Consider the following 20,809-nt stretch of genomic DNA (forward strand, 5'->3'; position numbering starts at 1 on the left):
CCCGGCCCCATAGGGGGTGGCACCGCCCGCTGGGCGGGGTGGGCGCCCCCCCCCCCCCCCCCACCACTCACAGGCCGTAGGCCTACTCCTGGCCGACGGTGACGTCGACGTTGTGCACGCCTGCGCCGGTCGGGTTCACCTTGCCGGTGCCGTTGCCCGAGCTCGACAGGGCGCGAAGCGTCCAGTCGCCGGGGGCGGCGAAGAAACGGAAGTCGCCGGTGCCGGACGCCACGACCTCGGCCGTGAACTCGCCGGATCCGTCGAGGAGGCGAACGAAGGCGCCACCGATGGGCTGGCCGTCAGCAGCGAGGACACGGCCGGTGATGACCGTTTCCTTCTCGACGTCCACGCCCGCGGGCAGGGTCTGAGTCTGAACGGGTGCTCCGCACATGTCTAGTTGACCTCCAGTTCGATGGGGGCGCCGACGAGTGAGCCGTACTCGACCCAGCTGCCGTCGTAGTTCTTGACGCCTGATTTGCCGAGGATTTCCTGCAGAACGAACCAGGTGTGGCTGGAACGCTCGCCGATACGGCAGTACGCGATGGTCTCCTTGGACTCGTCGAAGCCCTTGTCGGCGTACAGCTTCTCGAGGTCGTCGTCCGACTTGAACGTGCCGTCCTCGTTGGCGGTGGTGCTCCACGGGATGTTGATGGCGCCGGGAACGTGGCCACGCTGCTGCGCCTGCTCCTGCGGGAGGTGCGCCGGCGCGAGGATCTTGCCGGAGAATTCGTCGGGCGAACGAACGTCGACGAGGTTCTTGTTTCCGATGGCGTCGATGACCTCGTCACGGAACGCGCGGATCGAGACGTCCGGAGCCTCGGCTTTGTACTGCGTGCTCTCGCGGGTGACCGTGTCCTTGGACAGCGGGCGTCCGTCGAGTTCCCACTTCTTGCGGCCACCGTCGATCAGCTTGATGTCCTTGTGGCCGTACAGCTTGAAGTACCAGTACGCGTACGCGGCGAACCAGTTGTTGTTGCCGCCGTAGAGGACGACGGTGTCGTCGTTGGCGACACCCTTCGCCGAGAGCAGGTCCGAGAACTGCTGCTGGTTCAGGAAGTCACGACGGACTCCGTCCTGCAGGTCCTTGCGCCAGTCGAGGCGGATTGCACCTTCGATGTGGCCGCCGTCGTATGCGCTGGTGTCCTCGTCCACCTCGACGAAGACCGTCTTGGGGGCGTTGAGGTTCTGCTCAGCCCAGTCGGCGGAGACTAGGACGTCGGAGCGAGCCATGGTGTTCCTTTCGGTATTGCTTGCTGGTTGCGAGCGGGGACTTGTCGGTTGGAGCGGTTGTTCTGTGGAGCGGGGTTATGCGGGTGTTTGTTCGGTGAGTTTTCTGAATCTGGCGACGAGCGGGTAGATGCGGCAACCGAGGCAGATTCCGAACGCGGCGTTGAGCAGTGCTGCGAACAGCGCGAAGCCGGTGGCGATTGCGCCGACCAGTCCGGATCCGCCGAGGAATCCGACGGCTCCCACGGCCGCGAACACGAAGCCGACGAGCTGGGCGAACCCGAGCGGCGCCACCGGTTCGGTCTCCGTGGCGGGCCCGTTTCGCGGTGCGACGAGTGCGGCGTAGACGGCGCCGTACGGGCTGCGTCTCGGGCCGAGGGCAGCGCCGAGGGCGAACACCACTGCCTGCGCTGCCACCAGTATCCCGGCGGCGACCGGGGAGAAGGACGCGACGAGGAGGGTGACGGCGAGGACCGCGGTGGTTACCCAGGCCGCGAATCGCGGACCGCGAACATCTACCTGATCAGGCGTGTGGGTTGTGGACATTTACCGTGCTCCTGGGCTGTGGACTGGCTGTCTGGACCGGACGAGAGAGATCTCGTCGGGTGGGGTGATCACGTGAGCAGAATGCTCGGCGTCAGATGATGGTGACGGCCGCGTGATCAGCAGCAGATACAGCAACAGCCCCCGAGGCGGCACAGGTCCACTGCGCGGCGACGGGTGAGCATGAGCTCCTGGCTGGTTTGCACGACGACCACTTTACCTGGTTCTTCAGGATTTGGAATCCGGGGTCCGAGTCAGTGGGGTGAGCGCCCCTTCGAGGTCGGGGGCGGTGGGGACGCCGGATACCCGGAATCGTTCTGCGCGGTCCCGGTCGAGAACGAAGGTGGTCGGCAACGACATGACGCCGAGTTCTCGGGCAAGCGAGGGGTATTCGTCGATATCGAGTTCGATGTCCACGGGCGGGACAGGGGTGTCTGCGAGTCTGTCGATTACCTGACCGGCCACTCTGCGCACGGCAGCGCAGGGCCCGCACCACTGTGCCGAGAAGTGCAACAGAACGGGATGCCCACCGCTCACCCCGGCCGCACTCAGTAGAGCGAGCCGGGAGTCGGTGGGGGCCGCGGAACGCTCGATCGTGCGGACCTTGCCTTCGCGCGCTCGCACGAACAGTCCGACGGCGAGTGCCGCCGCGACGGCCCCGATGAGCAGCGCGACCTCGATCATGACTTGCGCAGCTCCCGAAGGTCGACGACCACGTTCTCGCCGACACCTTCGATCACGATCTGCGAGCCTTCCGCGTAGACCTCGGTGGGCAGGACCCCGAACGGAATCACGGAGGTTTCGATCGTCTTGCTGAACACGTCGAGGATCGCGGGAGCGAGGCCCGGCGGGATGGTGAAGTCGGCTTTGCCCTCGGGACCGAAGTAGAAGTCGCTGGCCACGATCTGCACACGGGGGCCGTCGAGAATCAGATCGGCTTGCACGCTCACCGCGGTCTCGACCGGGCCGATGGGGACGGTGCCGGTGAGGACGACGCCCTCGGTGGTCGGTGTACCGGAGCCCCCGGAGCCGCCCGTGCCGTCCGACTTGTCGGCAGGAGGCGCGGACACCTGAAGGTCGGGAATGCCGAGGAACTGGCCCAGCACGGTGGCGTCGATCATCATGCGGCCCTCGAGACGGTCGACCGGCACGGTCTGAACGGCACCGTCGATCACCTCGGACGCCGGTGCCTCGGCGCCCATGAGGTTGGCCTCGATCGTCACCTCGCCGACGAGGTCGCTCTCGACGCCCTGTGCGCGGAACTCGATGTTGTCGTATTTTCCGGCCCACGCCTGGGTGAGGAACGGGAACCCGTGGACGGTGACCGCCGGGTCTGCGTCGAGATGGCCGCCGTCGCGCAGCTCCCGGGAGAGGCGGTATTCGGTGTAGGCCGCCGAGCCGAAGTCGACGACGAGCCCCAGCCCCAGGATCAGGGCGATTCCGATGATGAGTTTGCGCACCCGACCATTGTGGCCCACACATGCGTCGACCCCTACCTGGAAGTGCCATGGGCGGCAGGTGTGCCCTTTCTGCGCACAGCTGCGCAGTTGTGTATGGGTGGCGCGCTAGGCTGTCTGCGACCAAACAGTGTTTGCGACCCATCAGTGTTGGTGACCCCCAGATAGGAGGCAGTGTGGAGCTGCTGCTTCTTACGTCCGATCCGAATCCGGAATCCGTACTTCCTGCGCTCTCCTTGCTGCCCCACACTGTTCGACCGGCCCCGACGGAAGTTTCGTCGCTTCTGGAAGCCGGCGCGGCCGATGTTGCGCTCGTCGACGCGCGCACCGATCTGGCCTCGGCGCGCAGTTTCTGCAGACTTCTGGGCAGCACTGGCTCACCCGTTCCTGTTGTGGCGGTGGTCACAGAAGGTGGGCTGGTCGCGGTCAACGCGGACTGGGGTCTCGACGACATCTTGCTTCCGGGGACCGGTCCCGCCGAGATGGATGCCCGGTTGCGTTTGTTGGCCGCCAGAAGCGGTGGCGCGGTGAGTGCGGAGGCCGCCGGGAAGATCACACTCGGTGAGCTCGTCATCGACGAGGGGACGTATACGGCCCGGTTGCGTGGCCGCCCACTGGATCTGACGTACAAGGAGTTCGAACTTCTCAAGTACCTCGCGCAGCATGCAGGCCGCGTCTTCACCAGAGCGCAACTACTGCAAGAGGTTTGGGGATACGACTTCTTCGGTGGCACCCGCACGGTCGACGTCCACGTGCGTCGCTTGCGAGCCAAACTGGGAAGTGAGCACGAATCTTTGATCGGCACCGTCCGTAACGTCGGATACAAGGCGGTGCGGCCGACGCGCAGTAAGTCCGGGGGACAGGCTCCGGGGCCTGCGCCGAACGACGACGAGGACGATTTTTCACCAGAGGACGGTTAGAAGCGGTATGACGTGGGCGCAGAGTGTGGATGATCAGCGGGTCGCGCAGGTGAAGGACCTGATTGCCCGCGCCGTCGTGGTGGACGGCACTGCGCCGATGTCGGACGACGCGCTACGTGGTCTCGCTGGAGGTGCGGGCATCTCGCATCGGGTCGAGGTCGATGCCGACGGCGTCGCCATCGGTTATGCGCAGCGGCGCACAGGTCACGGCGAGCATCCGGACATGGCCGAGATCGTGGTGGCGCCAGAGAGCCGGAACCGCGGAATCGGTGCCGACTTGGTCGCCGACGCACTCACTGGCGGTGGCCTGGGTGCGCAGGTCTGGGCACACGGTGATCTCGTGTCGGCCCAGGCAGTGGCGCGCAAACTCGGCCTCGTCGGTGCCCGTGAGCTCGTGCAGATGCGACGGCCCCTCGACATCCCGGTACTTCCCGACATCGTCGTTCCGGAGGGCGTGTTCCTTCGTACCTATGCCGGCCCGGAGGACGATGCGGAAATCCTCAGGGTGAACTCGGCGGCCTTTGCATGGCACCCCGAACAGGGCGCCATGTCCGCCACGGATCTGGCCGAACGTCGCGGCGAATCCTGGTTCGACCAGGCAGGGCTGTTCCTGGCCTTCGCTGACGACGACCCGGACACCCTTCTCGGCTTTCACTGGACCAAAGTCCATGCGGCGGGAGCCGATTCCGAAGCGATCGGCGAGGTGTATGTGGTGGGGATCTCACCCGAGGCGCAGGGGCGGGGTCTCGGGCGGGTGCTCACGCTCGCCGGCCTGCACTATCTGCGAAACCTGCAGCTCGGGGCGGTGTTGTTGTACGTCGAGGGTGACAACTGCGCTGCATTGCGCACCTATGAGCGTCTCGGGTTCGAGCGCTTTCACGTCGACACGGCGTACGCCTACCCCGAAACCTGACATTTCGCCCGGCCTGTTCACTCTCCGTTCACTTACCGTGGGGTAGCCGGACATTAGTCACCTCTACGTTTCTCCATGGGCAGCCCGCGCTGCCTGGTGCAGAGTTCAACGAACCGCGCCTCATGTCGATGCCCGGAACCGGGCGCGACGAGTAGCGATTTCCGGAGGAGACCAGGTGAATTTCAAGCGTAGCGGCGCCCTGTTCGGTGCCGTGGCCGTTGGGGCCATGACGTTGTCCGCGTGCGGCACCGACAACAACTCCGCAGCGAGCGATATCGACCCGGCGTCCTCCGCTGCGACATGCGAGGGCAAGGAGAATCTTTCTGCAGCCGGCTCCTCCGCCCAGAAGAACGCCATGGACCAGTTCGTGGCCACCTACATCGCCGTGTGCGAGGAGAAGGACAAGAGCGTCAACGTCGCGTACAACCCCAGCGGATCGGGTGCGGGGCGTACTCAGTTCATCGCCGGAAACATCGACTTCGCAGGCTCCGACTCGGCTATCGAGGGTGAGCAGGCAGAGCAGGCCAAGGAACGCTGCGCCGGCGGCGAGGCATGGAACCTGCCCCTCGTGTTCGGGCCGGTCGCCATCGCCTACAACGTCGACGGTGTGGACAACCTGGTGCTCAGCGGTGAGACCATCGCCAAGATCTTCAACGGTTCGATCACCAAGTGGAACGACCCGGCCATCGCCGCGCTCAACGAGGGCGTCGAACTCCCGGATACGAACATCACCCCGATCGTGCGCTCCGACTCCTCCGGTACCACCGACAACTTCCAGCAATACCTCGAGGCAGCCTCGAACGGTGCCTGGACTTCCGGTGCCGGCTCCGACTTCACCGGCGGTGTCGGTGAAGGTGCCAAGGGTTCGGCCGGTGTTGCGCAGGCAGTCGCCACCGCACCGGGATCGATCACCTACGTCGAGTCCTCGTTCGCGCAGCAGCAGGATCTGTCGGTCGCCCAGATCGACAACGGGTCCGGCCCGGTGGAACTGACCGACGAGTCGGCCGGCAAGGCCATCGCGGGCGCGGAGTTCAAGGGTGAGGGTGTCGGCGACATGGCTCTCGACCTCACCTCGATCTTCGGATCCACCGAACCCGGCACCTACCCGCTGGTGCTCGCGACGTACGAGATCGTGTGCTCGTCCGGCTACGACGCGGAAACCTCTGCAGCCGTGAAGTCCTTCCTGACCAGCGCTGCGAACGAGGGACAGACCAAGTTGGCGGAGCTGGGCTACGTGCCGCTGCCCGACTCCTTCCAGGAAAAGCTCACCGAGTCGATCAACGCGATCGCCTGATTCGATTCCTACCGTTCGGACCGCCCGTGATTTCATATTCAGACCAGGAGATTGCGAACTCATATGAGTGACGCGCAGACTCAGTCAACATCTCGCGACCTCGGCTCTGCTTCACGCGGGGCCGAGGTGGGCGGTCCGAGCGGTATTTCGGAGGCACCTTTGGGGTCCAAGAAAGTCGAACCAGATTTCGAAACGTCGAATTCCGGTAAGACAGCGAAGCCCGGTAAGGGTGTGACACGGCCCGGTGACCGGATCTTCCGGTCCATGTCCACGGGCTCCGCGGCCTTCATCTCCATTCTGATCGCCGCAATCGGGTTCTTCCTCGTCTGGCGCGCGGTACCTGCGCTCAGCCGGAACGAGGCCAACTTCCTCACCAGCCGTGAATGGGTCACCGTCGACATCACCGATATGCACTTCGGTGTCCTCGACCTGCTGCAGGTCACCGTCCTGGTGTCACTGTTCGCGCTGGTACTCGCGATGCCGGTGGCACTGGGTATCGCCATCTTCCTCTCGTCGTACTCGCCCGAATGGTTGAAGCGTCCGCTCGCCTACGTCGTCGACCTTCTCGCGGCGGTTCCGTCGGTCGTCTACGGCCTGTGGGGCCTGCTGGTCTTCGCTCCTGCAATTCGCCCCGTGGCGTTGTGGCTGAACGAAAACCTCGGCTGGTTCCCACTCTTCGCCGACGGCACCGGTTCCATTCTCGGCGGCGGCACGATCTTCACCGCAGGCATCGTGCTCGGCGTCATGATCCTTCCGGTCATCACTGCGGTCACCCGGGAAGTATTCGTTCAGACACCGGCCGCCCACATCGAAGCTGCCCTCGCGCTCGGCGCCACCCGCTGGGAGGTCGTACGCACCACGGTGCTCCCGTTCGGCAAGTCCGGCTACATCAGTGGATCAATGCTCGGCCTCGGTCGTGCACTCGGTGAAACGATGGCCCTCTACCTGATCCTGCGCACCACCAGTGAAGCCTTCAGCGGATCGCTGTTCGACGGCGGTGCCACTATCGCCTCGAAGATCGCCCTCGGCTACGCGGAGTTCAACAACAACATTCAGGCCGGTGCCTACATTGCGGCAGGTCTGGTGTTGTTCGTGCTCACGTTCGTGGTGAACGCCGCGGCGCGTGCCGTGATCGCCGGAAAGAAGGACTGACATGACCACAGTGTTGGACAAGCCGGTCAAGGCACCCACCTTCAAGGGTGTCGGCACCAAACGTCGCCTCAAGAATCTGACGGCCACGGTGCTCGTGACGCTGTCGGTGCTCGTCGCACTCGTACCACTGGCATGGGTGCTCGTCACGGCGATCGTCAAGGGTGTGCCGGCACTGACGAGTTCGACGTGGTTCACGCACTCCCTCAGCGGACTGTCGGCATCTACGATGGGTGGTGGCATCTACCACGCCCTCGTCGGCACGCTGATCCAAGGCATCGTGTGTGCCATCGTCTCGATTCCGCTCGGCATCTTCGTGGCCATCTACCTGGTGGAATACGCGGACCGCGAGTCGCGGCTCGCCAAGCTGACCACCTTCATGGTCGACATTCTCAGCGGTGTTCCGTCCATCGTGGCCGCGCTGTTCATCTACGCACTCTGGGTCGCCACCTTCGGCATGCCGAAGTCCGGATTCGCTGTCTCACTGGCGCTGGTCCTGCTCATGGTCCCCGTCGTGGTGCGCAGTACCGAGGAGATGCTCCGCATCGTCCCGCAGGATCTGCGTGAAGCCTCGTATGCGCTCGGCGTGCCCAAGTGGCTGACGATCGCCCGCATCGTGTTGCCCACAGCTGCACCCGGCATCATCACCGGCGTCATGCTGGCGCTCGCCAGGGTCATGGGCGAGACGGCGCCGTTGCTGATCCTCGTCGGATACGCGCCCTTCATCAACTTCAACCTGTTCGGTGGCGAGATGGGCACTCTGCCCGGCGTGATGGTCGCCGAGATGAACAATCCGACCGAGGCCGGCACCAACCGGATCTGGGGTGCCGCCCTGACCCTGATCCTGCTGATCGCGATCTTGAACATCGCGGCCAAGATCATCGGGCACTTCTCTCAGGTACGCAGTAAGTGACCAGTCCACTCGAAACCCCTCGTCAACAAGCAATGCGCACAGTGCCATCGCGTCAACAAGCAGTAGGGAGCCGGTAATGGCCAAGCGTCTGGATCTCAAGGACGTCAACATCTACTACGGCAAGTTCCACGCCGTCGCGGATGTGGGGCTGTCCGTTCCCCCGCGGAACGTCACCGCATTCATCGGCCCGTCGGGCTGTGGCAAGTCGACCGTGATTCGCACGCTGAACCGCATGCACGAAGTCACCCCCGGTGCGCGCGTGGAAGGCTCCGTCCTTCTCGACGGCGAGGACATCTACGACTCGGCCGTCGACCCTGTGGGAGTGCGCAAGACCATCGGCATGGTCTTTCAGCGGCCCAACCCGTTCCCCACGATGTCCATCAAGGACAACGTGATCGCCGGCCTCAAGCTGCAGGGTGAGCGGAACAAGAAGACCCTCGAAGAGGTCGCGGAACGCTCCTTGCGCGGAGCCAACCTGTGGAACGAGGTGAAGGACCGCCTCGACAAGCCGGGCGGCGGACTGTCCGGTGGTCAGCAGCAGCGTCTTTGCATTGCGCGTGCCATCGCGGTGTCGCCCGACGTTCTCCTGATGGACGAGCCGTGCTCGGCGCTCGACCCGATCTCCACTCTTGCGATCGAGGACCTCATCACCGAGCTGAAGAAGGACTACACGATCGTCATCGTCACCCACAACATGCAGCAGGCTGCACGAGTCAGTGACCAGACCGCCTTCTTCAATCTCGAGGCCACCGGCAAACCTGGCCGACTCGTCGAGATCGACGACACCGAGAAAATCTTCTCCAACCCCACCCAGAAGGCCACCGAGGACTACATCTCGGGCCGTTTCGGCTGAGGGTTCGACCGGCGCGGCGCCTACAGATTGCACAGTCTCCCACGAATCGCACAAGGGGCGTTTCACACGACGAAAGCCGTGTGAAACGCCCCTTTTCGGCGTTCGTGGACTATTCGGGGTAGGTGGTGAGGTCGTCGGCACGTTTCGACATCACCGATCCGTCCTCGGCAGGGAGCTGGCCGGTCACCAGGAATACGACTCGACGACCCACCTCCACGGCATGGTCGGCGAAACGCTCGTAGAAGCGGCCGAGGAGCGTGATGTCGACAGCTGCGGCAACACCGTGCTTCCATTCGCGATCCATCAGCACGCTGAACAGGTGCCGGTGCAGATCGTCCATCGCCTCGTCCTCCTCACGGAGACGAGCTGCACGCTCGGGGTCGCGAGTCTCGAGCACCTCTTTGGCAGCGCCACCGATGGAGACTGCGATGCGTCCCATCTCGGCGAAGTATCCGTTGACCTCTTCGGGTAGCACGTGGTTCGGATGTCGGCGACGGGCGATCTTCGCCACGTGAAGGGCGAGCGCGCCCATCCTGTCGATGTCGGCGACGATCTGAATTCCGCTGACTACGGAGCGGAGGTCACCTGCAACCGGTGCCTGCAGCGCGAGAAGTGCGAACGCTCGCTCCTCGCACAACGCACTGAGTTCGGTGATCTTGTCGTGCTCGCCGATCACTTGCTCGGCAAGGGAGAGGTCTGCCTGGAGGAGCGATTGAGTTGCTCGTTCCATGGCGGCACCCGCCAGCCCTGCCATCTCACCGAGGGAATCTCCCAACTCGGCCATCTGTTCGTTGTATGCCACGCGCATGAGGTCACAGCCTACGGCGATCGGGAGACCAAGTCACGATCAATCGGTGAACACAGGGTGAATGAGGCCTGCAGTGCCGTCCCGCGATACCGGAAGCGCTCAGCCGCACGTCGTGTCAGCAGCGTTCACCACGGTGAGGTCCTCTGGGATTTCTGCGACAACGGGATCACCGAACCGGTCCGGCGTGGCGTCGAGCTCGGTACCCACCGCGGCCGGATCGGTCACCGTGCCGGAAAAATTGCTCCCGAGGACGAGTTCGACGGTGCTCCCGATACCTTTCACGGACTCGAGAACAGCTCCGGGAATCGCCGACGCGACGGTCACCGCATCCGCTTCGTGTCCCGGTGCGAAACGCACTCTCGTCGACCGACTCGACTCGGTGTAGTTGCCGACACTGAAGATCTCGAAGCCGTATGCAGCCAAGTTGTCGGCGGTGTCCCCAGCGAGACCCGATACTCCCGACGCGTTGGACACCTGAACGGACACCGTCGACGGGTCGACCGCTGCGGCGGTGTGCGGTTGCTCGGCCTCCGCCGGTTTCTCCGCCTCCGGCGGAGTCGTCGGATTCGGACGTTCCTCACCGGGAAGCGGTTCGTCGTCGATGATCGCTTGGAAGATCGCTTCGATGTCGTCGAGCCGGGGGATCTCGTTGCCCCAGTCGGTGGTCCCCGCCGTCGGCACGGTCAAGAAGGTGACGGCGCCGGCGTCCACGTTCTGCAATGACCGTCCGAGAGTGAGCAGAGACTTGGTGTCGATGTTCTCCACGAACGTGTCGCGGGTGAACGCGTCGATGAAGCCGTTGAGTTTGCCGGGATTGAGCAACACGTCGTTCGAGAGCACCCCGCGTAGCAGCGAGGACAAGAATTTCTGTTGGCGGATGATCCGGCCGTAATCGCCGGTGCCCTCGGCCGGCACGTGGCGGGCGCGCACGAACTGGAGTGCCGTATGGCCGTCGAGTCGTTGTGTGCCGGTTTCCGGAAGGATCGTCCCGAGCATGGTGTCCACGAGGGGGCGGGTCGTGCAGATCTCGACTCCGCCGATCTCGTTGACCATCGCTTCGAAGCCGGCGAAGTCCATTCCGACGAAGTGTCCGATCTTCAAACCCGACAGCTTCTGGATCACCTTCACCAGACACTTGGGACCACCCAAGGCGTAGGTGGCGTTCAATTTGGCGTCGTCGGCGGCCGGGTAGGTCTCGTCGGTGTATTTTCCGGCTTGGTTGTCCCATCCCTGGCATACCGGACGCTCCACGTTCAGGTCGCGTGGAAACGACACCGCGACCACACGGCTGCGGTCGGCAGGAATGTTGACGAGCATCACCGTGTCGGCGCGCGCACCCTCGGCGTCGGCCACCGTGCCCGCGCCGATATTGCCGCTCGCGCCGGCACGGGTGTCGCTACCGACGATCAGATACGTTTCGTCGCCGAGCTGACCGCCCGCATCGACGATGTCGGTGGATTCCATGTCGAGGGCGGCGACCTGTTCGAACTTTCCCTCGGTGGATCGGAGGTAACCCCACACCACACCGGTGCAGACGAGCGCCATCACTGCAACGAGTGCAACAGCAGTTCTGCCGACCACGCGGAATCGTCGACGCCGACGGATGCGGCTCATGGCCAGCCTGGTGACGCCAGCGTGTCCGACAGCTTGGGGAATGACCGTGGTTTCGCGGTTGTCGGCTTCCCAATCCGGGCCGGTGGGATCGACAGGTGGGGGATTCGGCGCCTGTTCGCCGATCGCCGGAATTACCTCGGTGCGATCTTCGTCGTCGACCTTCTTGACGAGATCGGCGACCGACGTGGCCTTCGGGGTGTTCTCGGGGGAGCGGCGGCCGATGCGGCCACTGTCGCGTCGAGCGCTCGGGGCGCTGTCGCGTCGAGCGCTGGGGCCGCTGTCGCGTCTTGCTTGTGGGGGTGGGGCCGAGCTGCTGGGCTGCTGCCTTTCTGGGGGCTCCGCCCTGCGGCGTCGCCCGGTGGTGTGAGCATCGCGGTAAGAGCTGTCGGCCAACGGACGTTCCCAGGGTGCGCGACTCTCAGGCGTGTTCATGCCTGAATCGTGATCGTCACCCACCTGTCCACCCCAACCTCTCCGCCGACTACGAATGTTGCTCCGCCGCCGCGACGGATTCAGTCATCGTACTGATGGAACCTGAGTGTTCTGTAGGTACTCGGACGTCCGGCGGGTCGTGCCAGGTCAGCCGCCGGAATGCATCAGGTCGGCACCGGCAGGGACACACGTGTCCTCGGGGTCGTCGAGCCAGCCGTCGGGCAGGGCAACGTTTCCCGGCGACCCCTGGCGGCCGCGTGGGCCTTCGGCGTCCTTGGGGAAGGGCACGGTCGGGTCGAGTTGGGTGAGGAGACCGTCCAGATCGGTGAGAGTTTTCACGAGAGCCATGGCCACTCGTATGTCGGAGCCTGCGGGGAACCCGCGCAGGTACCAGGACACGTGCTTTCGCAGCTCGCGCAGGCCCTTGTCTTCGCCGTGGTGGGCGGCCAACAGTTCGGCGTGCCTGCGGATGATGGCAGCCACCTCGCCGAGGGTGGGCGGCACCGGCTGCTCGGTACCGTTCAGTGCAGCGCTGAGTTCGGCGAACAACCACGGACGCCCCAGACAGCCGCGACCGACCACGACCCCGTCGCAGCCCGTTTCGTTCATCATGCGGGCTGCGTCCTCGGCGGCGAAGATGTCACCGTTGCCGAGGACGGGAATGTCGGTGACGTGCTCCTTGAGCCGGGCGATCTCGTTCCAGTCCGCGGTCCCCGAGTACCGCTGTGATGCGGTTCGGGCGTGGAGCGCCACCGCGGCAGCGCCTTCTGCTGCCGCGATGCGACCGGCGTCGAGGTGAGTGTGATGTTCTGCGTCGATGCCGACACGGAACTTCACGGTGACCGGGATGTCGGTGCCCTCCGTGGCAGCGACCGCAGCGGCGACGATGCGACCGAACAGGTTGCGCTTGTAGGGGAGGGCGGCACCGCCACCCTTACGGGTGACCTTGGGTACGGGGCAGCCGAAGTTCATGTCGATGTGGTCGGCAATGTTCTCGTCGACGATCATCTTCGCGGCCGCATACGTGGTGTCCGGGTCGACCGTGTAGAGCTGCAGTGATCGCGGCGTTTCGCTAGGACCGAACGTGGTCATGTGCATCGTCGCCGGCCGACGTTCCACCAGTGCGCGGGCGGTCACCATCTCGCAGACGTACAGGCCGGAAGTGCTGCCGGCCCGTTCGATCTCGAGTTCGCGGCACAGAGTGCGAAACGCGACATTGGTGATACCGGCCATCGGCGCGAGTACCACCGGGCTGCGCAGTTCGAGCGAACCGATGCGAAGGGAAGACATGACTACCTCTGAAAACGCGTAATGAGCAAATCGGGGGGCGAGCCCGTGAACATCAAGCTGTGCCCGGCACCGACAACGGTACCGGGCACAGGATAGCTGCCCAGCTGGGCGATTGCTGTGGTCTAGGACGCCATCTGCTGCTCGCGCTTCTTGGCCTCGCGGGCGAGCATGCGGTCGCGCTGCTCCTCGAACTTGGTGGCCTGACGCTCGAGATCCTCGAGGAATGTGGCCAGCCGCTCGCGGGTGTTCTCGCCACGGGCGGTGAAGTCGTTTCGCTCGAAGATCTTCCACTTACGCAGGACCGGCTGCACGACCTCTTCGAGGTGCTGGCGCAAATCGTAGATTCCGTGCTTGGCCATCAGGACGCCGTTGCGACGGAAGTTCGGCATTCCGGCGCCGGGCATCTGGAAGTTCGTGACGATGTCGGTGACCGCCTCGAGCGCCTGGTCGGGTGCGATGTCGAGGGCTGCGCCGCAGATATTGCGGTAGAACATCATGTGCAGGTTCTCGTCGGCGGCGATGCGCTGGAGCATCTTGTCGGCGATCGGCTCTGCACAGGCCTTGCCGGTGTTCCGGTGGCTGACGCGGGTGGCGAGTTCCTGGAAGGTGACGTAGGAGACCGAATGGAGGAGTCCGGTCTGCTCGCCGGCGGGGGAAGCGTACCCGTTGGTCATGTGCTCCATGCGGTACCGCTCGAGCTGCACGGGGTCGACTGCGCGGGTGACGACCAGGTAATCGCGCATGACGATGCCGTGGCGGTTCTCTTCGGCGGTCCAGCGGCCGACCCATGTGCCCCACGCGCCGTCACGTGAGAAGTTCTCGGCGATCTCGCGGTGATAGGAGGGGAGGTTGTCCTCGGTGAGGAGGTTGGTGATCATCGCGGCCTTGGCGACCTCGTCCAGTCGAGACTGCTCGGGGTCCCAGTCCTCACCGCCCATGGCGGCGAAGTTTCGGCCGTCATCCCACGGAATGTAGTCGTGGGGATGCCATTCCTTGGCCATCTTCAAGTGGCGGTTGACGTTCTCCTCGGCAACAGGCGACAGCTCCTGCAGCAGCTCGAGTTGGGTCAGATCCCTCGCCATTCGTTTGCCTCCAAGTAGAGCGGAACGTGATTTTGCCAGCTTACGGCACCGTAGGTTCGTCGTAAACGCCTCGACGCCGGTCGTGGAAGACCGCGAAGCGACGGGGTGCATGCGCAACCATCGGGGTTTGTCGTCGCGCGGCGACAGACTGTTACAGGGCAGTGTACCTGCGACGTGCCATGACGTCGTGACTCAGGTATCACCACACCAGGACGGTGAGCCCGATCACAACAATTGCGCCAGAATACCGACATATTCGCCATCGCGGGCCAACAATGGTGGTGCATCGATCAGGCTGGTGCATCGATCAGGTTGGTGTGTTGATCGAACTCGAGAAGTGACCGACCGGAACGGAGACGTGTCATGACGACCCCGGACGCCCCCCACGGTACGACAGAGAAGAAGAGTCTTCCGTCGTGGGCGAAGAGGGCCATCGGCATCGCAGTTCTGTTGGTGGTTCTGGTCATCGCCTACTTCGTTCTCGCCGCGTACCTGCCGCGAGCGTGGGCGCAGAACGTGGGATCGCTGATCGACGGCAGCTTTGCGGCCGGGGTTCTGTGGGGACTCGTGATAGGGCTGATCTGCTCGTTCGTACCGCTGCTGCTCCTGCAGGGTGCGTGGTCGGCATTCCGGCGGCACCGCTTCAAGCCGGTCCAGATCGGACTGGGGATACTCGCCGTGATCGTCATGATCCCCAATTTGCTCACGTTGAGTGTCGTGCTCGGTAGCAACAACGCCGCACACGCGGGGGAACGAATCCTCGACGTGGAGGCCCCCGGTTTCCGTGGCGCGTCCCTCGCCGGTGTCGTCATCGGTGTCTTGTTGTTCCTGGCGGCCTGGGCGGCTGCATACAAATATCGCCAACGCAAGACCGAGGTCACGACGATGAGGAGTGAACTGGCCCAGCACTCGACCGAACACGACGAGGAGCCGGGTCGGTAGAACCTCACATTCGTGCCTGCTGGTACGTCTACAGGGCGATGACACGCAAACCGCCGTTCGAGCAGATCGTCCAGACGCACGCCGACACAGTGCTGCGTGTATGTCGGGCGCGACTCGACTCGTGGGCAGATGCGGAAGACGCATGGTCGGAAACCTTCCTGGCCGCCATGCGGGCCTACCCCGAACTGCCCGTCGATGCGAACGTTCAGGCATGGTTGGTCACGATCGCGCACCGTAAATCGATCGATCTGGTGCGTGCGGCGGCGCGGCGTGGCATAACTGTCGATCACGTTCCCGAGGCGGTGTGCGTCGAGGGGGACGACGCAGAGCAAGCCCGGCAAGACGCAGGGGAAGTCTGGCAAGCAGTGGCAGCATTGCCCGACAAACAGCGATTGGTGGTCGCCTACCACTACTTCGGTGGACTGCCGTACAAGGAGGTGGCCGACATCGTCGGTGGTACGGCTGCGGCGGCGCGCCGTGCTGCATCCGATGGGCTGTCGTCTCTGCGCGCCGCACTGACCGAAGAGGCCCTCGTCGACCCGGAAGGAACGCTGCGATGAAGACTCCGACCGATCGAGCCGTCGTGGACACGCTGATCACGAGAACAACGCCGACCGGCGGCATGGTCGCCGGCCTCCGGGAGCGACTCGTGGCCTCGGCCGACGAGGCCGGCATTCTCGACGTGGCATACACGACCACCTCGACCCCGGTCGGATTGCTGCTGTTGGCAGCAACTGAGCGGGGCCTCGTGCGAGTGGGATTCGAGCAGGAAGATCACGACCGGGTATTGGCGGTGCTGTCCGAGAAGATCGGTACTCGCATCCTGAGGACGCCGCAGCGACTCGACCACGTGGTGCGCGAGATCGACGAGTACTTCGCCGGTACTCGTACCCATTTCGATCTGCCCCTGGACCTTTCGTTGTCGAGTGGGTTCCGGCAGCGTGTGCAACAGCACCTGCCGCACATCGGGTACGGCCGCACGGAAAGCTACTCGGAGGTCGCGCGCAGTGTCGGAAGCCCGCGGGCGGTGCGAGCGGTCGGTTCGGCTTGTGCCACCAATCCGCTTCCTGTGGTGGTGCCGTGTCACCGGGTGTTGCGTGCCGACGGCAGCCTCGGCGGCTACATCGGCGGCACACGGGCGAAGGCGACCCTCCTCGAGTTGGAGGGGGTTGCGTGAGCACGCCGACTCAGGGGTCGCCGGACGAGCGGGTTCAGGACTTGATCGTGGGTGACGATGGTTTGGCGCGCCCGCCGTGGGCAGCAACGGATGCGCTCATGCGCGAGTATTACGACACCGAATGGGGTATGCCCGTCACGGACGAACAGGGACTCTACGAGCGCATCTGCCTCGAGGGGTTCCAAGCCGGTCTGTCGTGGGCGACCATCTTGCGGAAACGCCCCGCGTTCCGTCGAGCATTCGCGGATTTCGCCCCGGATGTCGTTGCCCGGTACACGGATCGGGATGTCGAGCGCCTCATGGGTGACGCGGGAATCGTGCGGAACGGCAGGAAGATTCGCGCCACCATTGCCAATGCTGCGGCGACGGTTGCTTTACGTGACGAGGGTGGGCTCGTCGATTTCGTGTGGTCGTTCCGTCCCGACCGGACGCCGGCGCCGTCGCGAATGGAAGACATTCCCGCCACGTCGGTGGAGTCGATCGCATTGTCGAAGGCGCTCCGCAAGAAGGGATTCGCATTCGTTGGACCAACGACGATGTTCGCACTGATGGAAGCAGTAGGGATCGTCGACACGCATCTGGTGGGAAGCCACCGCCGCGGTACTTCCGGAGTCTGGGCCTGAACAGGCGGATCCCTCACTCGGCATTACCGAGTGAGGGACAGTGCCCCTGCGTGGCATGCTTTCGCATTCTCACGCCGACGCACTCCGACCGGTGGTCGGCGGTGCTCTGTGCCCCCAGCAGGGCTCGAACCTGCGACCTGCGGATTAAAAGTCCGTAGCTCTACCAACTGAGCTATAGGGGCGCGGTGCCAGAGTCTAATGGGATCGTCGCCGATGGCGGGTAGGCACCCCCGAATGGGTCCGATTGCGGGTGCATGAACAAGTTTGCTCGGGTGCGCACCCCCTGCAGCGCACCCGAGCAAGCGAAACTATACCACTCGGTGTGTTTTGCTTACGCGCTGGTAGGTGGTGGTGTCTGTAACCGAGCTGATCCTCGACCGGTGCGGCACTCCCGGTAACATCGAAAATGAGAACCCAATCTCGGCCGGTCGGGCGGCGGAGCGGCAATGTTTCGTGAGAGGTGTCGAATGGCCCGTCAGCAGGAGCGTGCGCGTCGTACACGCGCGGCGCTCGTCGAGTCCGCCGCGATCGAGTTTGCCCGGCGAGGCTACTCGGCGGCGTCCGTGAACACGATCCTGGAAGGTTCGCACACCACCAAGGGTGCAATGTACTTCCACTTTCAGTCGAAAGAGGATTTGGCGCGAGCGGTGTTGCAGGCCGGTGTCGAGCAATTCACGGAACTGACGTCGCGCTGGTCCGGCCGCGTCGATCTCGACCCGTTCGTAGTGCTCCATGCCCTGATCCGCGACCTTGCTGCCACGTTCAACACCAGCGTGATCGCGCAGGCGGAGTTCCGGCTCATCATCGAGCCCGAGTTCTATCCGGACGTGCAATCGGGTGGGTCGAGTGTGTGGGGCCGGACGGCATACGAACTCGCCGAGCGCGCCCAGCAGGCGGGGCTCTTCCGGGAGGGGAGTGATCCTGGCAAGTTCACCAGAGTTCTCGCGGCAGCCTTGGCCGGGCAGCGATACATGGCGGACCTGACGGCACTCGATGGCGGCCTCTTGGACCGTTTCGAGGAATCCCTCGAAGTGGTACTCGACGCGATGGCCTCGCCCGAGTGGTTGGCGAAGCTGGCGGAAGAGGGGTGGCCCGACATGTCCGCGGATCATCCGCCGGAAGTCGAAGAAATGTAATGCGACCTGCCGATTTGGGAAATTCCTGATCTGTGTCCTAAGCTATCCAAGCTCCCAACGGAACGCCGTTGCGGTACTGGTTCGGAGAAATCCGACGGGCCCCCTTCGTCTAGCGGCCTAGGACGCCGCCCTTTCAAGGCGGTAGCGCGGGTTCGAATCCCGTAGGGGGTACGTTTGACCGACATCAAACGTGCAGTACAGTTACGGTACATGTAACTTGGAGTAACAGTTAGATTGCAGGACAAGCAAGGCCCTGTGGCGCAGTTGGTTAGCGCGCCGCCCTGTCACGGCGGAGGTCGCGGGTTCGAGTCCCGTCAGGGTCGCAAGTGGCGACGGATCGGCAGAAATGTCGATCCTCATCGCTTCGATAGGCATTCGGTTCGGGTGCCGTCCGGCCAGGTAGCTCAGTTGGTACGAGCGTCCGCCTGAAAAGCGGAAGGTCGCCGGTTCGATCCCGGCCCTGGCCACCACGAGTTCTACTGAGAAAGTCGATGTTATCCGTCCCTCTTTCGAGGGGCGGATTTCTGTATTTTCAGATCTCTGGGCTTCAGGGGCTCCGCCGTTTCGGGGTGATCAGCCGCCGAGGCGGCGAAATATCAGCCGCACCGCGAGGTCGAGGTGTGCGATGACATCCTCCGTGCTCTGCCGGCCGGCAACCCAGGACACCAGGGCGGACATCCAGACGTCCCCGATCACGTGTGCAGCGTTGAGGTGTTCTTCCGACGTAGCGTCTGCGCCGATTGCCTTCGTGAACATCTCGTTGATCACGTCGACGAACGCATCCAGTTCTGCGGCCGCGGAGGCGTCCGCGAACATGAACGCGCGCACCAGAGCTTCGTAACGCTGCGGATCGCGTTCCAGGACCGCAGTGTTCTTGCGGAGGACGAACATGATCCGTTCGGACGGGGTATCGCCGGGGATCACGGCATCGGAAAAGCGCTGGCGCATGTTGTCGAACACCACGAGCATGCCGACGACCAGAATGTGGTTCTTCGAGGGGAAGTAGCGGTACACGGTGCCGAGTGCGACCTCCGCCCGATCTGCCACGGTGCGCATCTGTACGGCGTCGTAGCCGCCCTCGGAAGCCAACTCCATCGAGGCCTCGATGATCCGCTGATACCGCTCGCGTTGTGCCGCCTTGCGGCCTCCGCCAGTTGCTCGCAGTACGTCCAGAGCGCTGGTGCGTGCCGCATTGCTCGGTGTCGAGCCGTTCTGCGTTGTGGTGCCTTCGCCGACCATCGTGTGTACAACACCCCTTCGATACCAACTCGCGGCTTCGAACTCGAGGATCTTCCGCGTTGCTGCAGAGAGCTTATCTTCACCCCTGACGCCAGAGAGGTTCGATGTCCGGGCCCTCGTCCGTTCGTGTCGATCCGCGGAACCGGAAGGCGAACACGATCCACCCGATGACGGCAACGAGGAGGAAGCTGACGAGACGGTAGACGACGACGGCCGACAATGCCTGGGCGCCGGTCATGCCGCTTGCCGTGAGGGCCGGAACGAGTACGGCGTCCATCACACCCAGGCCTGCCGGCAACAGCGGAATCGCCGAGCCTGCGGCATTGCCGGCGGCGTAGGCGACGGCCAATCCGGAGTAGCTGGGTGCGCCGCCGATCGCGTAGCAGGCGAACGCCAGGCACGACGCGTCCGCGACCCAGTTGAGCAGCGACCAACCGAAGGCGCGTCCGGTGTCGGCGCGGTCCATCCGTACGGCGCTGATCTGCCCGACGATGTGCTTCCAGGACTCCACGCCGTACGTGTTCGGCTTCTTCCTGAGCCTGTTGACGGCCTGTAGTGCGGTGATCCCGACTCCCTCGACCCAATCGGGCCGGGATGCGGCGTATTGCGCGAGCACCAGGAAGGCGAACAGTCCTCCGATGGTGAAGAGTAGGGAGAACGGGTTCGTTCGAGCGCCGACGAGCAGGGCCCCGGCGAGGCCGACGAGCGCGAGACCGATTCCTTGCAGAGCACCGGCCATCACCAACTGCCACGTCGCAACGACCGGGCTGGCACCCCATATTCGAGTCTGGCGGTAGGTGAAGGTGGTGGCGATGAGCGGACCACCCGGGAGGGTGACACTCATCGAGTTGGCGGCGTAGGCCACCGACAGGGACTGCCGTTGCCGTACGTGCACCCCGGCCACTCCGAGCAGGCACCGCTGCACCCTGGCGAAGCTGGACATGGATACGAGTGACGCGACCACTGCCGCAGCCACCCACTGCCATCGGATGTCGCCGAGGCTGCGGATGCTCTGCGAGAGATCCGGCCAGATATAGACGAGTTCGACGGCAAGGATTACGACGAGCAATGCCCCGAGAATCCACCGCAGGCGCCGACGCTTCCGCCGACTCTCCGGCACCCCGGGCTCGGGGGCGTCGGGTTCAGGCGAGTCGGGGTCCGGCTCAGCGCCGCTGGTGTCACCGTGTTCAGTCATGT

Annotated in this window: 23 protein-coding genes and 4 tRNA genes; 14 read left to right on the forward strand and 13 right to left on the reverse strand. The window is 64.3% G+C overall.

All coding sequences use genetic code 11. The features are described from left to right. Nucleotides 1-82: 82 nt before the first annotated feature. The 6 genes from ACZI8Q_RS12220 to ACZI8Q_RS12245 all read right to left on the reverse strand — a co-directional run bounded on the left by ACZI8Q_RS12220 (nucleotide 83) and on the right by ACZI8Q_RS12245 (nucleotide 3,230). Nucleotides 83-391, reverse strand: a complete 309-nt coding sequence (locus ACZI8Q_RS12220; RefSeq protein WP_463373809.1) for a DUF1416 domain-containing protein — start codon at nucleotides 389-391, stop codon at nucleotides 83-85. Between the two features lie 2 nt (nucleotides 392-393). After that, the gene (locus ACZI8Q_RS12225; RefSeq protein WP_463373810.1) at nucleotides 394-1,230 is read right to left on the reverse strand and encodes a sulfurtransferase; all 837 of its coding nucleotides are present in this window, start codon (nucleotides 1,228-1,230) and stop codon (nucleotides 394-396) included. Nucleotides 1,231-1,305: 75 nt separating this feature from the next. Next, the gene (locus ACZI8Q_RS12230) at nucleotides 1,306-1,773 is read right to left on the reverse strand and encodes a DUF4395 domain-containing protein (protein ID WP_463373811.1); all 468 of its coding nucleotides are present in this window, start codon (nucleotides 1,771-1,773) and stop codon (nucleotides 1,306-1,308) included. A 116-nt stretch (nucleotides 1,774-1,889) separates the two neighbouring features. Further along, nucleotides 1,890-1,985 (reverse strand): putative leader peptide, encoded by a 96-nt coding sequence (locus ACZI8Q_RS12235; protein ID WP_463373812.1) that lies wholly within the window; start codon nucleotides 1,983-1,985, stop codon nucleotides 1,890-1,892. 13 nt (nucleotides 1,986-1,998) lie between these two features. Then, nucleotides 1,999-2,454 (reverse strand): thioredoxin family protein, encoded by a 456-nt coding sequence (locus ACZI8Q_RS12240; protein WP_463373813.1) that lies wholly within the window; start codon nucleotides 2,452-2,454, stop codon nucleotides 1,999-2,001. Next, nucleotides 2,451-3,230, reverse strand: coding sequence for an LmeA family phospholipid-binding protein (locus ACZI8Q_RS12245; protein ID WP_463373814.1), 780 nt, complete (start codon nucleotides 3,228-3,230; stop codon nucleotides 2,451-2,453). Before ACZI8Q_RS12245 ends, ACZI8Q_RS12240 begins: the two co-directional genes overlap by 4 nt. A gap of 173 nt (nucleotides 3,231-3,403) precedes the next feature. On the opposite strand from ACZI8Q_RS12245, the gene ACZI8Q_RS12250 reads away from it, so the two are divergent. The 6 genes from ACZI8Q_RS12250 to pstB all read left to right on the forward strand — a co-directional run bounded on the left by ACZI8Q_RS12250 (nucleotide 3,404) and on the right by pstB (nucleotide 9,269). Continuing rightward, nucleotides 3,404-4,147, forward strand: coding sequence for a winged helix-turn-helix transcriptional regulator (locus ACZI8Q_RS12250; RefSeq protein ID WP_463373815.1), 744 nt, complete (start codon nucleotides 3,404-3,406; stop codon nucleotides 4,145-4,147). A gap of 7 nt (nucleotides 4,148-4,154) precedes the next feature. Then, nucleotides 4,155-5,060, forward strand: coding sequence for a mycothiol synthase (gene mshD / locus ACZI8Q_RS12255; RefSeq protein WP_463373816.1), 906 nt, complete (start codon nucleotides 4,155-4,157; stop codon nucleotides 5,058-5,060). A gap of 175 nt (nucleotides 5,061-5,235) precedes the next feature. Then, nucleotides 5,236-6,354, forward strand: coding sequence for a phosphate ABC transporter substrate-binding protein PstS (gene pstS, locus ACZI8Q_RS12260; RefSeq protein ID WP_463373817.1), 1,119 nt, complete (start codon nucleotides 5,236-5,238; stop codon nucleotides 6,352-6,354). 63 nt (nucleotides 6,355-6,417) lie between these two features. Beyond that, entirely contained in the window at nucleotides 6,418-7,506 is a 1,089-nt protein-coding gene (pstC, locus tag ACZI8Q_RS12265) for a phosphate ABC transporter permease subunit PstC (protein ID WP_463373818.1), read from the forward strand. A 1-nt stretch (nucleotide 7,507) separates the two neighbouring features. Further along, nucleotides 7,508-8,416, forward strand: a complete 909-nt coding sequence (gene pstA / locus ACZI8Q_RS12270; RefSeq protein ID WP_463373819.1) for a phosphate ABC transporter permease PstA — start codon at nucleotides 7,508-7,510, stop codon at nucleotides 8,414-8,416. Between the two features lie 76 nt (nucleotides 8,417-8,492). Further along, nucleotides 8,493-9,269, forward strand: a complete 777-nt coding sequence (gene pstB, locus ACZI8Q_RS12275; RefSeq protein ID WP_463373820.1) for a phosphate ABC transporter ATP-binding protein PstB — start codon at nucleotides 8,493-8,495, stop codon at nucleotides 9,267-9,269. A gap of 109 nt (nucleotides 9,270-9,378) precedes the next feature. Here the strand turns inward: pstB and phoU are convergent, their stop codons facing one another. The 4 genes from phoU to ACZI8Q_RS12295 form a co-directional block, all read right to left on the reverse strand. After that, entirely contained in the window at nucleotides 9,379-10,077 is a 699-nt protein-coding gene (phoU, locus tag ACZI8Q_RS12280; RefSeq protein WP_463373821.1) for a phosphate signaling complex protein PhoU, read from the reverse strand. A 99-nt stretch (nucleotides 10,078-10,176) separates the two neighbouring features. Continuing rightward, nucleotides 10,177-12,123, reverse strand: coding sequence for an LCP family protein (locus ACZI8Q_RS12285; protein ID WP_463373822.1), 1,947 nt, complete (start codon nucleotides 12,121-12,123; stop codon nucleotides 10,177-10,179). Between the two features lie 147 nt (nucleotides 12,124-12,270). Continuing rightward, nucleotides 12,271-13,413 carry a tRNA dihydrouridine synthase DusB gene (gene dusB / locus ACZI8Q_RS12290; RefSeq protein ID WP_463373823.1) on the reverse strand — a complete coding sequence of 381 codons (1,143 nt, stop codon included), beginning with the start codon at nucleotides 13,411-13,413 and terminating at the stop codon, nucleotides 12,271-12,273. 122 nt (nucleotides 13,414-13,535) lie between these two features. Continuing rightward, nucleotides 13,536-14,495 carry an acyl-ACP desaturase gene (locus ACZI8Q_RS12295; RefSeq protein WP_463373824.1) on the reverse strand — a complete coding sequence of 320 codons (960 nt, stop codon included), beginning with the start codon at nucleotides 14,493-14,495 and terminating at the stop codon, nucleotides 13,536-13,538. A 363-nt stretch (nucleotides 14,496-14,858) separates the two neighbouring features. On the opposite strand from ACZI8Q_RS12295, the gene ACZI8Q_RS12300 reads away from it, so the two are divergent. From ACZI8Q_RS12300 to ACZI8Q_RS12315, 4 genes are all read left to right on the forward strand, one after another. Further along, nucleotides 14,859-15,437, forward strand: coding sequence for a hypothetical protein (locus ACZI8Q_RS12300; protein ID WP_463373825.1), 579 nt, complete (start codon nucleotides 14,859-14,861; stop codon nucleotides 15,435-15,437). A 38-nt stretch (nucleotides 15,438-15,475) separates the two neighbouring features. Continuing rightward, nucleotides 15,476-15,997, forward strand: a complete 522-nt coding sequence (locus tag ACZI8Q_RS12305) for an RNA polymerase sigma factor (protein ID WP_463373826.1) — start codon at nucleotides 15,476-15,478, stop codon at nucleotides 15,995-15,997. A gap of 62 nt (nucleotides 15,998-16,059) precedes the next feature. Then, complete coding sequence (locus tag ACZI8Q_RS12310; RefSeq protein WP_463373850.1) at nucleotides 16,060-16,614, forward strand: methylated-DNA--[protein]-cysteine S-methyltransferase; 555 nt, start codon at nucleotides 16,060-16,062, stop codon at nucleotides 16,612-16,614. After that, a complete protein-coding gene (locus ACZI8Q_RS12315) occupies nucleotides 16,611-17,237 on the forward strand; it encodes a DNA-3-methyladenine glycosylase I (protein ID WP_463373827.1) in 627 nt (208 codons plus the stop codon). Before ACZI8Q_RS12310 ends, ACZI8Q_RS12315 begins: the two co-directional genes overlap by 4 nt. 109 nt (nucleotides 17,238-17,346) lie before the next feature. Here ACZI8Q_RS12315 and ACZI8Q_RS12320 read toward each other — a convergent pair. Continuing rightward, nucleotides 17,347-17,419 (reverse strand) — tRNA-Lys (locus ACZI8Q_RS12320). 285 nt (nucleotides 17,420-17,704) lie between these two features. Here ACZI8Q_RS12320 and ACZI8Q_RS12325 point away from each other — a divergent pair. The 4 genes from ACZI8Q_RS12325 to ACZI8Q_RS12340 all read left to right on the forward strand — a co-directional run bounded on the left by ACZI8Q_RS12325 (nucleotide 17,705) and on the right by ACZI8Q_RS12340 (nucleotide 18,843). Beyond that, nucleotides 17,705-18,373 carry a TetR family transcriptional regulator gene (locus tag ACZI8Q_RS12325; RefSeq protein WP_463373828.1) on the forward strand — a complete coding sequence of 223 codons (669 nt, stop codon included), beginning with the start codon at nucleotides 17,705-17,707 and terminating at the stop codon, nucleotides 18,371-18,373. A 98-nt stretch (nucleotides 18,374-18,471) separates the two neighbouring features. After that, nucleotides 18,472-18,544: transfer RNA gene (locus ACZI8Q_RS12330), tRNA-Glu, on the forward strand. A 78-nt stretch (nucleotides 18,545-18,622) separates the two neighbouring features. After that, nucleotides 18,623-18,696 (forward strand) — tRNA-Asp (locus ACZI8Q_RS12335). A gap of 70 nt (nucleotides 18,697-18,766) precedes the next feature. Then, a tRNA-Phe gene (locus ACZI8Q_RS12340) sits at nucleotides 18,767-18,843 on the forward strand. Between the two features lie 103 nt (nucleotides 18,844-18,946). Here ACZI8Q_RS12340 and ACZI8Q_RS12345 read toward each other — a convergent pair. Next, on the reverse strand, nucleotides 18,947-19,612 hold the full coding sequence (locus tag ACZI8Q_RS12345) for a TetR family transcriptional regulator (RefSeq protein ID WP_463373829.1): 666 nt from the start codon (nucleotides 19,610-19,612) through the stop codon (nucleotides 18,947-18,949). Nucleotides 19,613-19,691: 79 nt separating this feature from the next. After that, the gene (locus tag ACZI8Q_RS12350) at nucleotides 19,692-20,807 is read right to left on the reverse strand and encodes a lysylphosphatidylglycerol synthase transmembrane domain-containing protein (RefSeq protein WP_463373830.1); all 1,116 of its coding nucleotides are present in this window, start codon (nucleotides 20,805-20,807) and stop codon (nucleotides 19,692-19,694) included. Nucleotides 20,808-20,809: the final 2 nt, after the last annotated feature.

The organism is Rhodococcus quanlei (assembly GCF_055231015.1).

Bases quoted from the DNA above. Each gene is read 5' to 3' on its own strand.
- ACZI8Q_RS12300 (WP_463373825.1), top strand. From the start codon at position 14,859: ATGACGACCCCGGACGCCCCCCACGGTACGACAGAGAAGAAGAGTCTT.
- ACZI8Q_RS12345 (WP_463373829.1), bottom strand. From the start codon at position 19,612: ATGGTCGGCGAAGGCACCACAACGCAGAACGGCTCGACACCGAGCAAT.
- ACZI8Q_RS12305 (WP_463373826.1), top strand. From the start codon at position 15,476: ATGACACGCAAACCGCCGTTCGAGCAGATCGTCCAGACGCACGCCGAC.
- ACZI8Q_RS12350 (WP_463373830.1), bottom strand. From the start codon at position 20,807: ATGACTGAACACGGTGACACCAGCGGCGCTGAGCCGGACCCCGACTCG.
- ACZI8Q_RS12220 (WP_463373809.1), bottom strand. From the start codon at position 391: ATGTGCGGAGCACCCGTTCAGACTCAGACCCTGCCCGCGGGCGTGGAC.
- phoU (WP_463373821.1), bottom strand. From the start codon at position 10,077: ATGCGCGTGGCATACAACGAACAGATGGCCGAGTTGGGAGATTCCCTC.
- ACZI8Q_RS12285 (WP_463373822.1), bottom strand. From the start codon at position 12,123: ATGAACACGCCTGAGAGTCGCGCACCCTGGGAACGTCCGTTGGCCGAC.
- dusB (WP_463373823.1), bottom strand. From the start codon at position 13,413: ATGTCTTCCCTTCGCATCGGTTCGCTCGAACTGCGCAGCCCGGTGGTA.
- ACZI8Q_RS12325 (WP_463373828.1), top strand. From the start codon at position 17,705: ATGGCCCGTCAGCAGGAGCGTGCGCGTCGTACACGCGCGGCGCTCGTC.
- mshD (WP_463373816.1), top strand. From the start codon at position 4,155: ATGACGTGGGCGCAGAGTGTGGATGATCAGCGGGTCGCGCAGGTGAAG.
- ACZI8Q_RS12240 (WP_463373813.1), bottom strand. From the start codon at position 2,454: ATGATCGAGGTCGCGCTGCTCATCGGGGCCGTCGCGGCGGCACTCGCC.
- ACZI8Q_RS12310 (WP_463373850.1), top strand. From the start codon at position 16,060: ATGGTCGCCGGCCTCCGGGAGCGACTCGTGGCCTCGGCCGACGAGGCC.
- ACZI8Q_RS12295 (WP_463373824.1), bottom strand. From the start codon at position 14,495: ATGGCGAGGGATCTGACCCAACTCGAGCTGCTGCAGGAGCTGTCGCCT.
- ACZI8Q_RS12225 (WP_463373810.1), bottom strand. From the start codon at position 1,230: ATGGCTCGCTCCGACGTCCTAGTCTCCGCCGACTGGGCTGAGCAGAAC.
- pstC (WP_463373818.1), top strand. From the start codon at position 6,418: ATGAGTGACGCGCAGACTCAGTCAACATCTCGCGACCTCGGCTCTGCT.
- pstB (WP_463373820.1), top strand. From the start codon at position 8,493: ATGGCCAAGCGTCTGGATCTCAAGGACGTCAACATCTACTACGGCAAG.
- pstA (WP_463373819.1), top strand. From the start codon at position 7,508: ATGACCACAGTGTTGGACAAGCCGGTCAAGGCACCCACCTTCAAGGGT.
- ACZI8Q_RS12230 (WP_463373811.1), bottom strand. From the start codon at position 1,773: ATGTCCACAACCCACACGCCTGATCAGGTAGATGTTCGCGGTCCGCGA.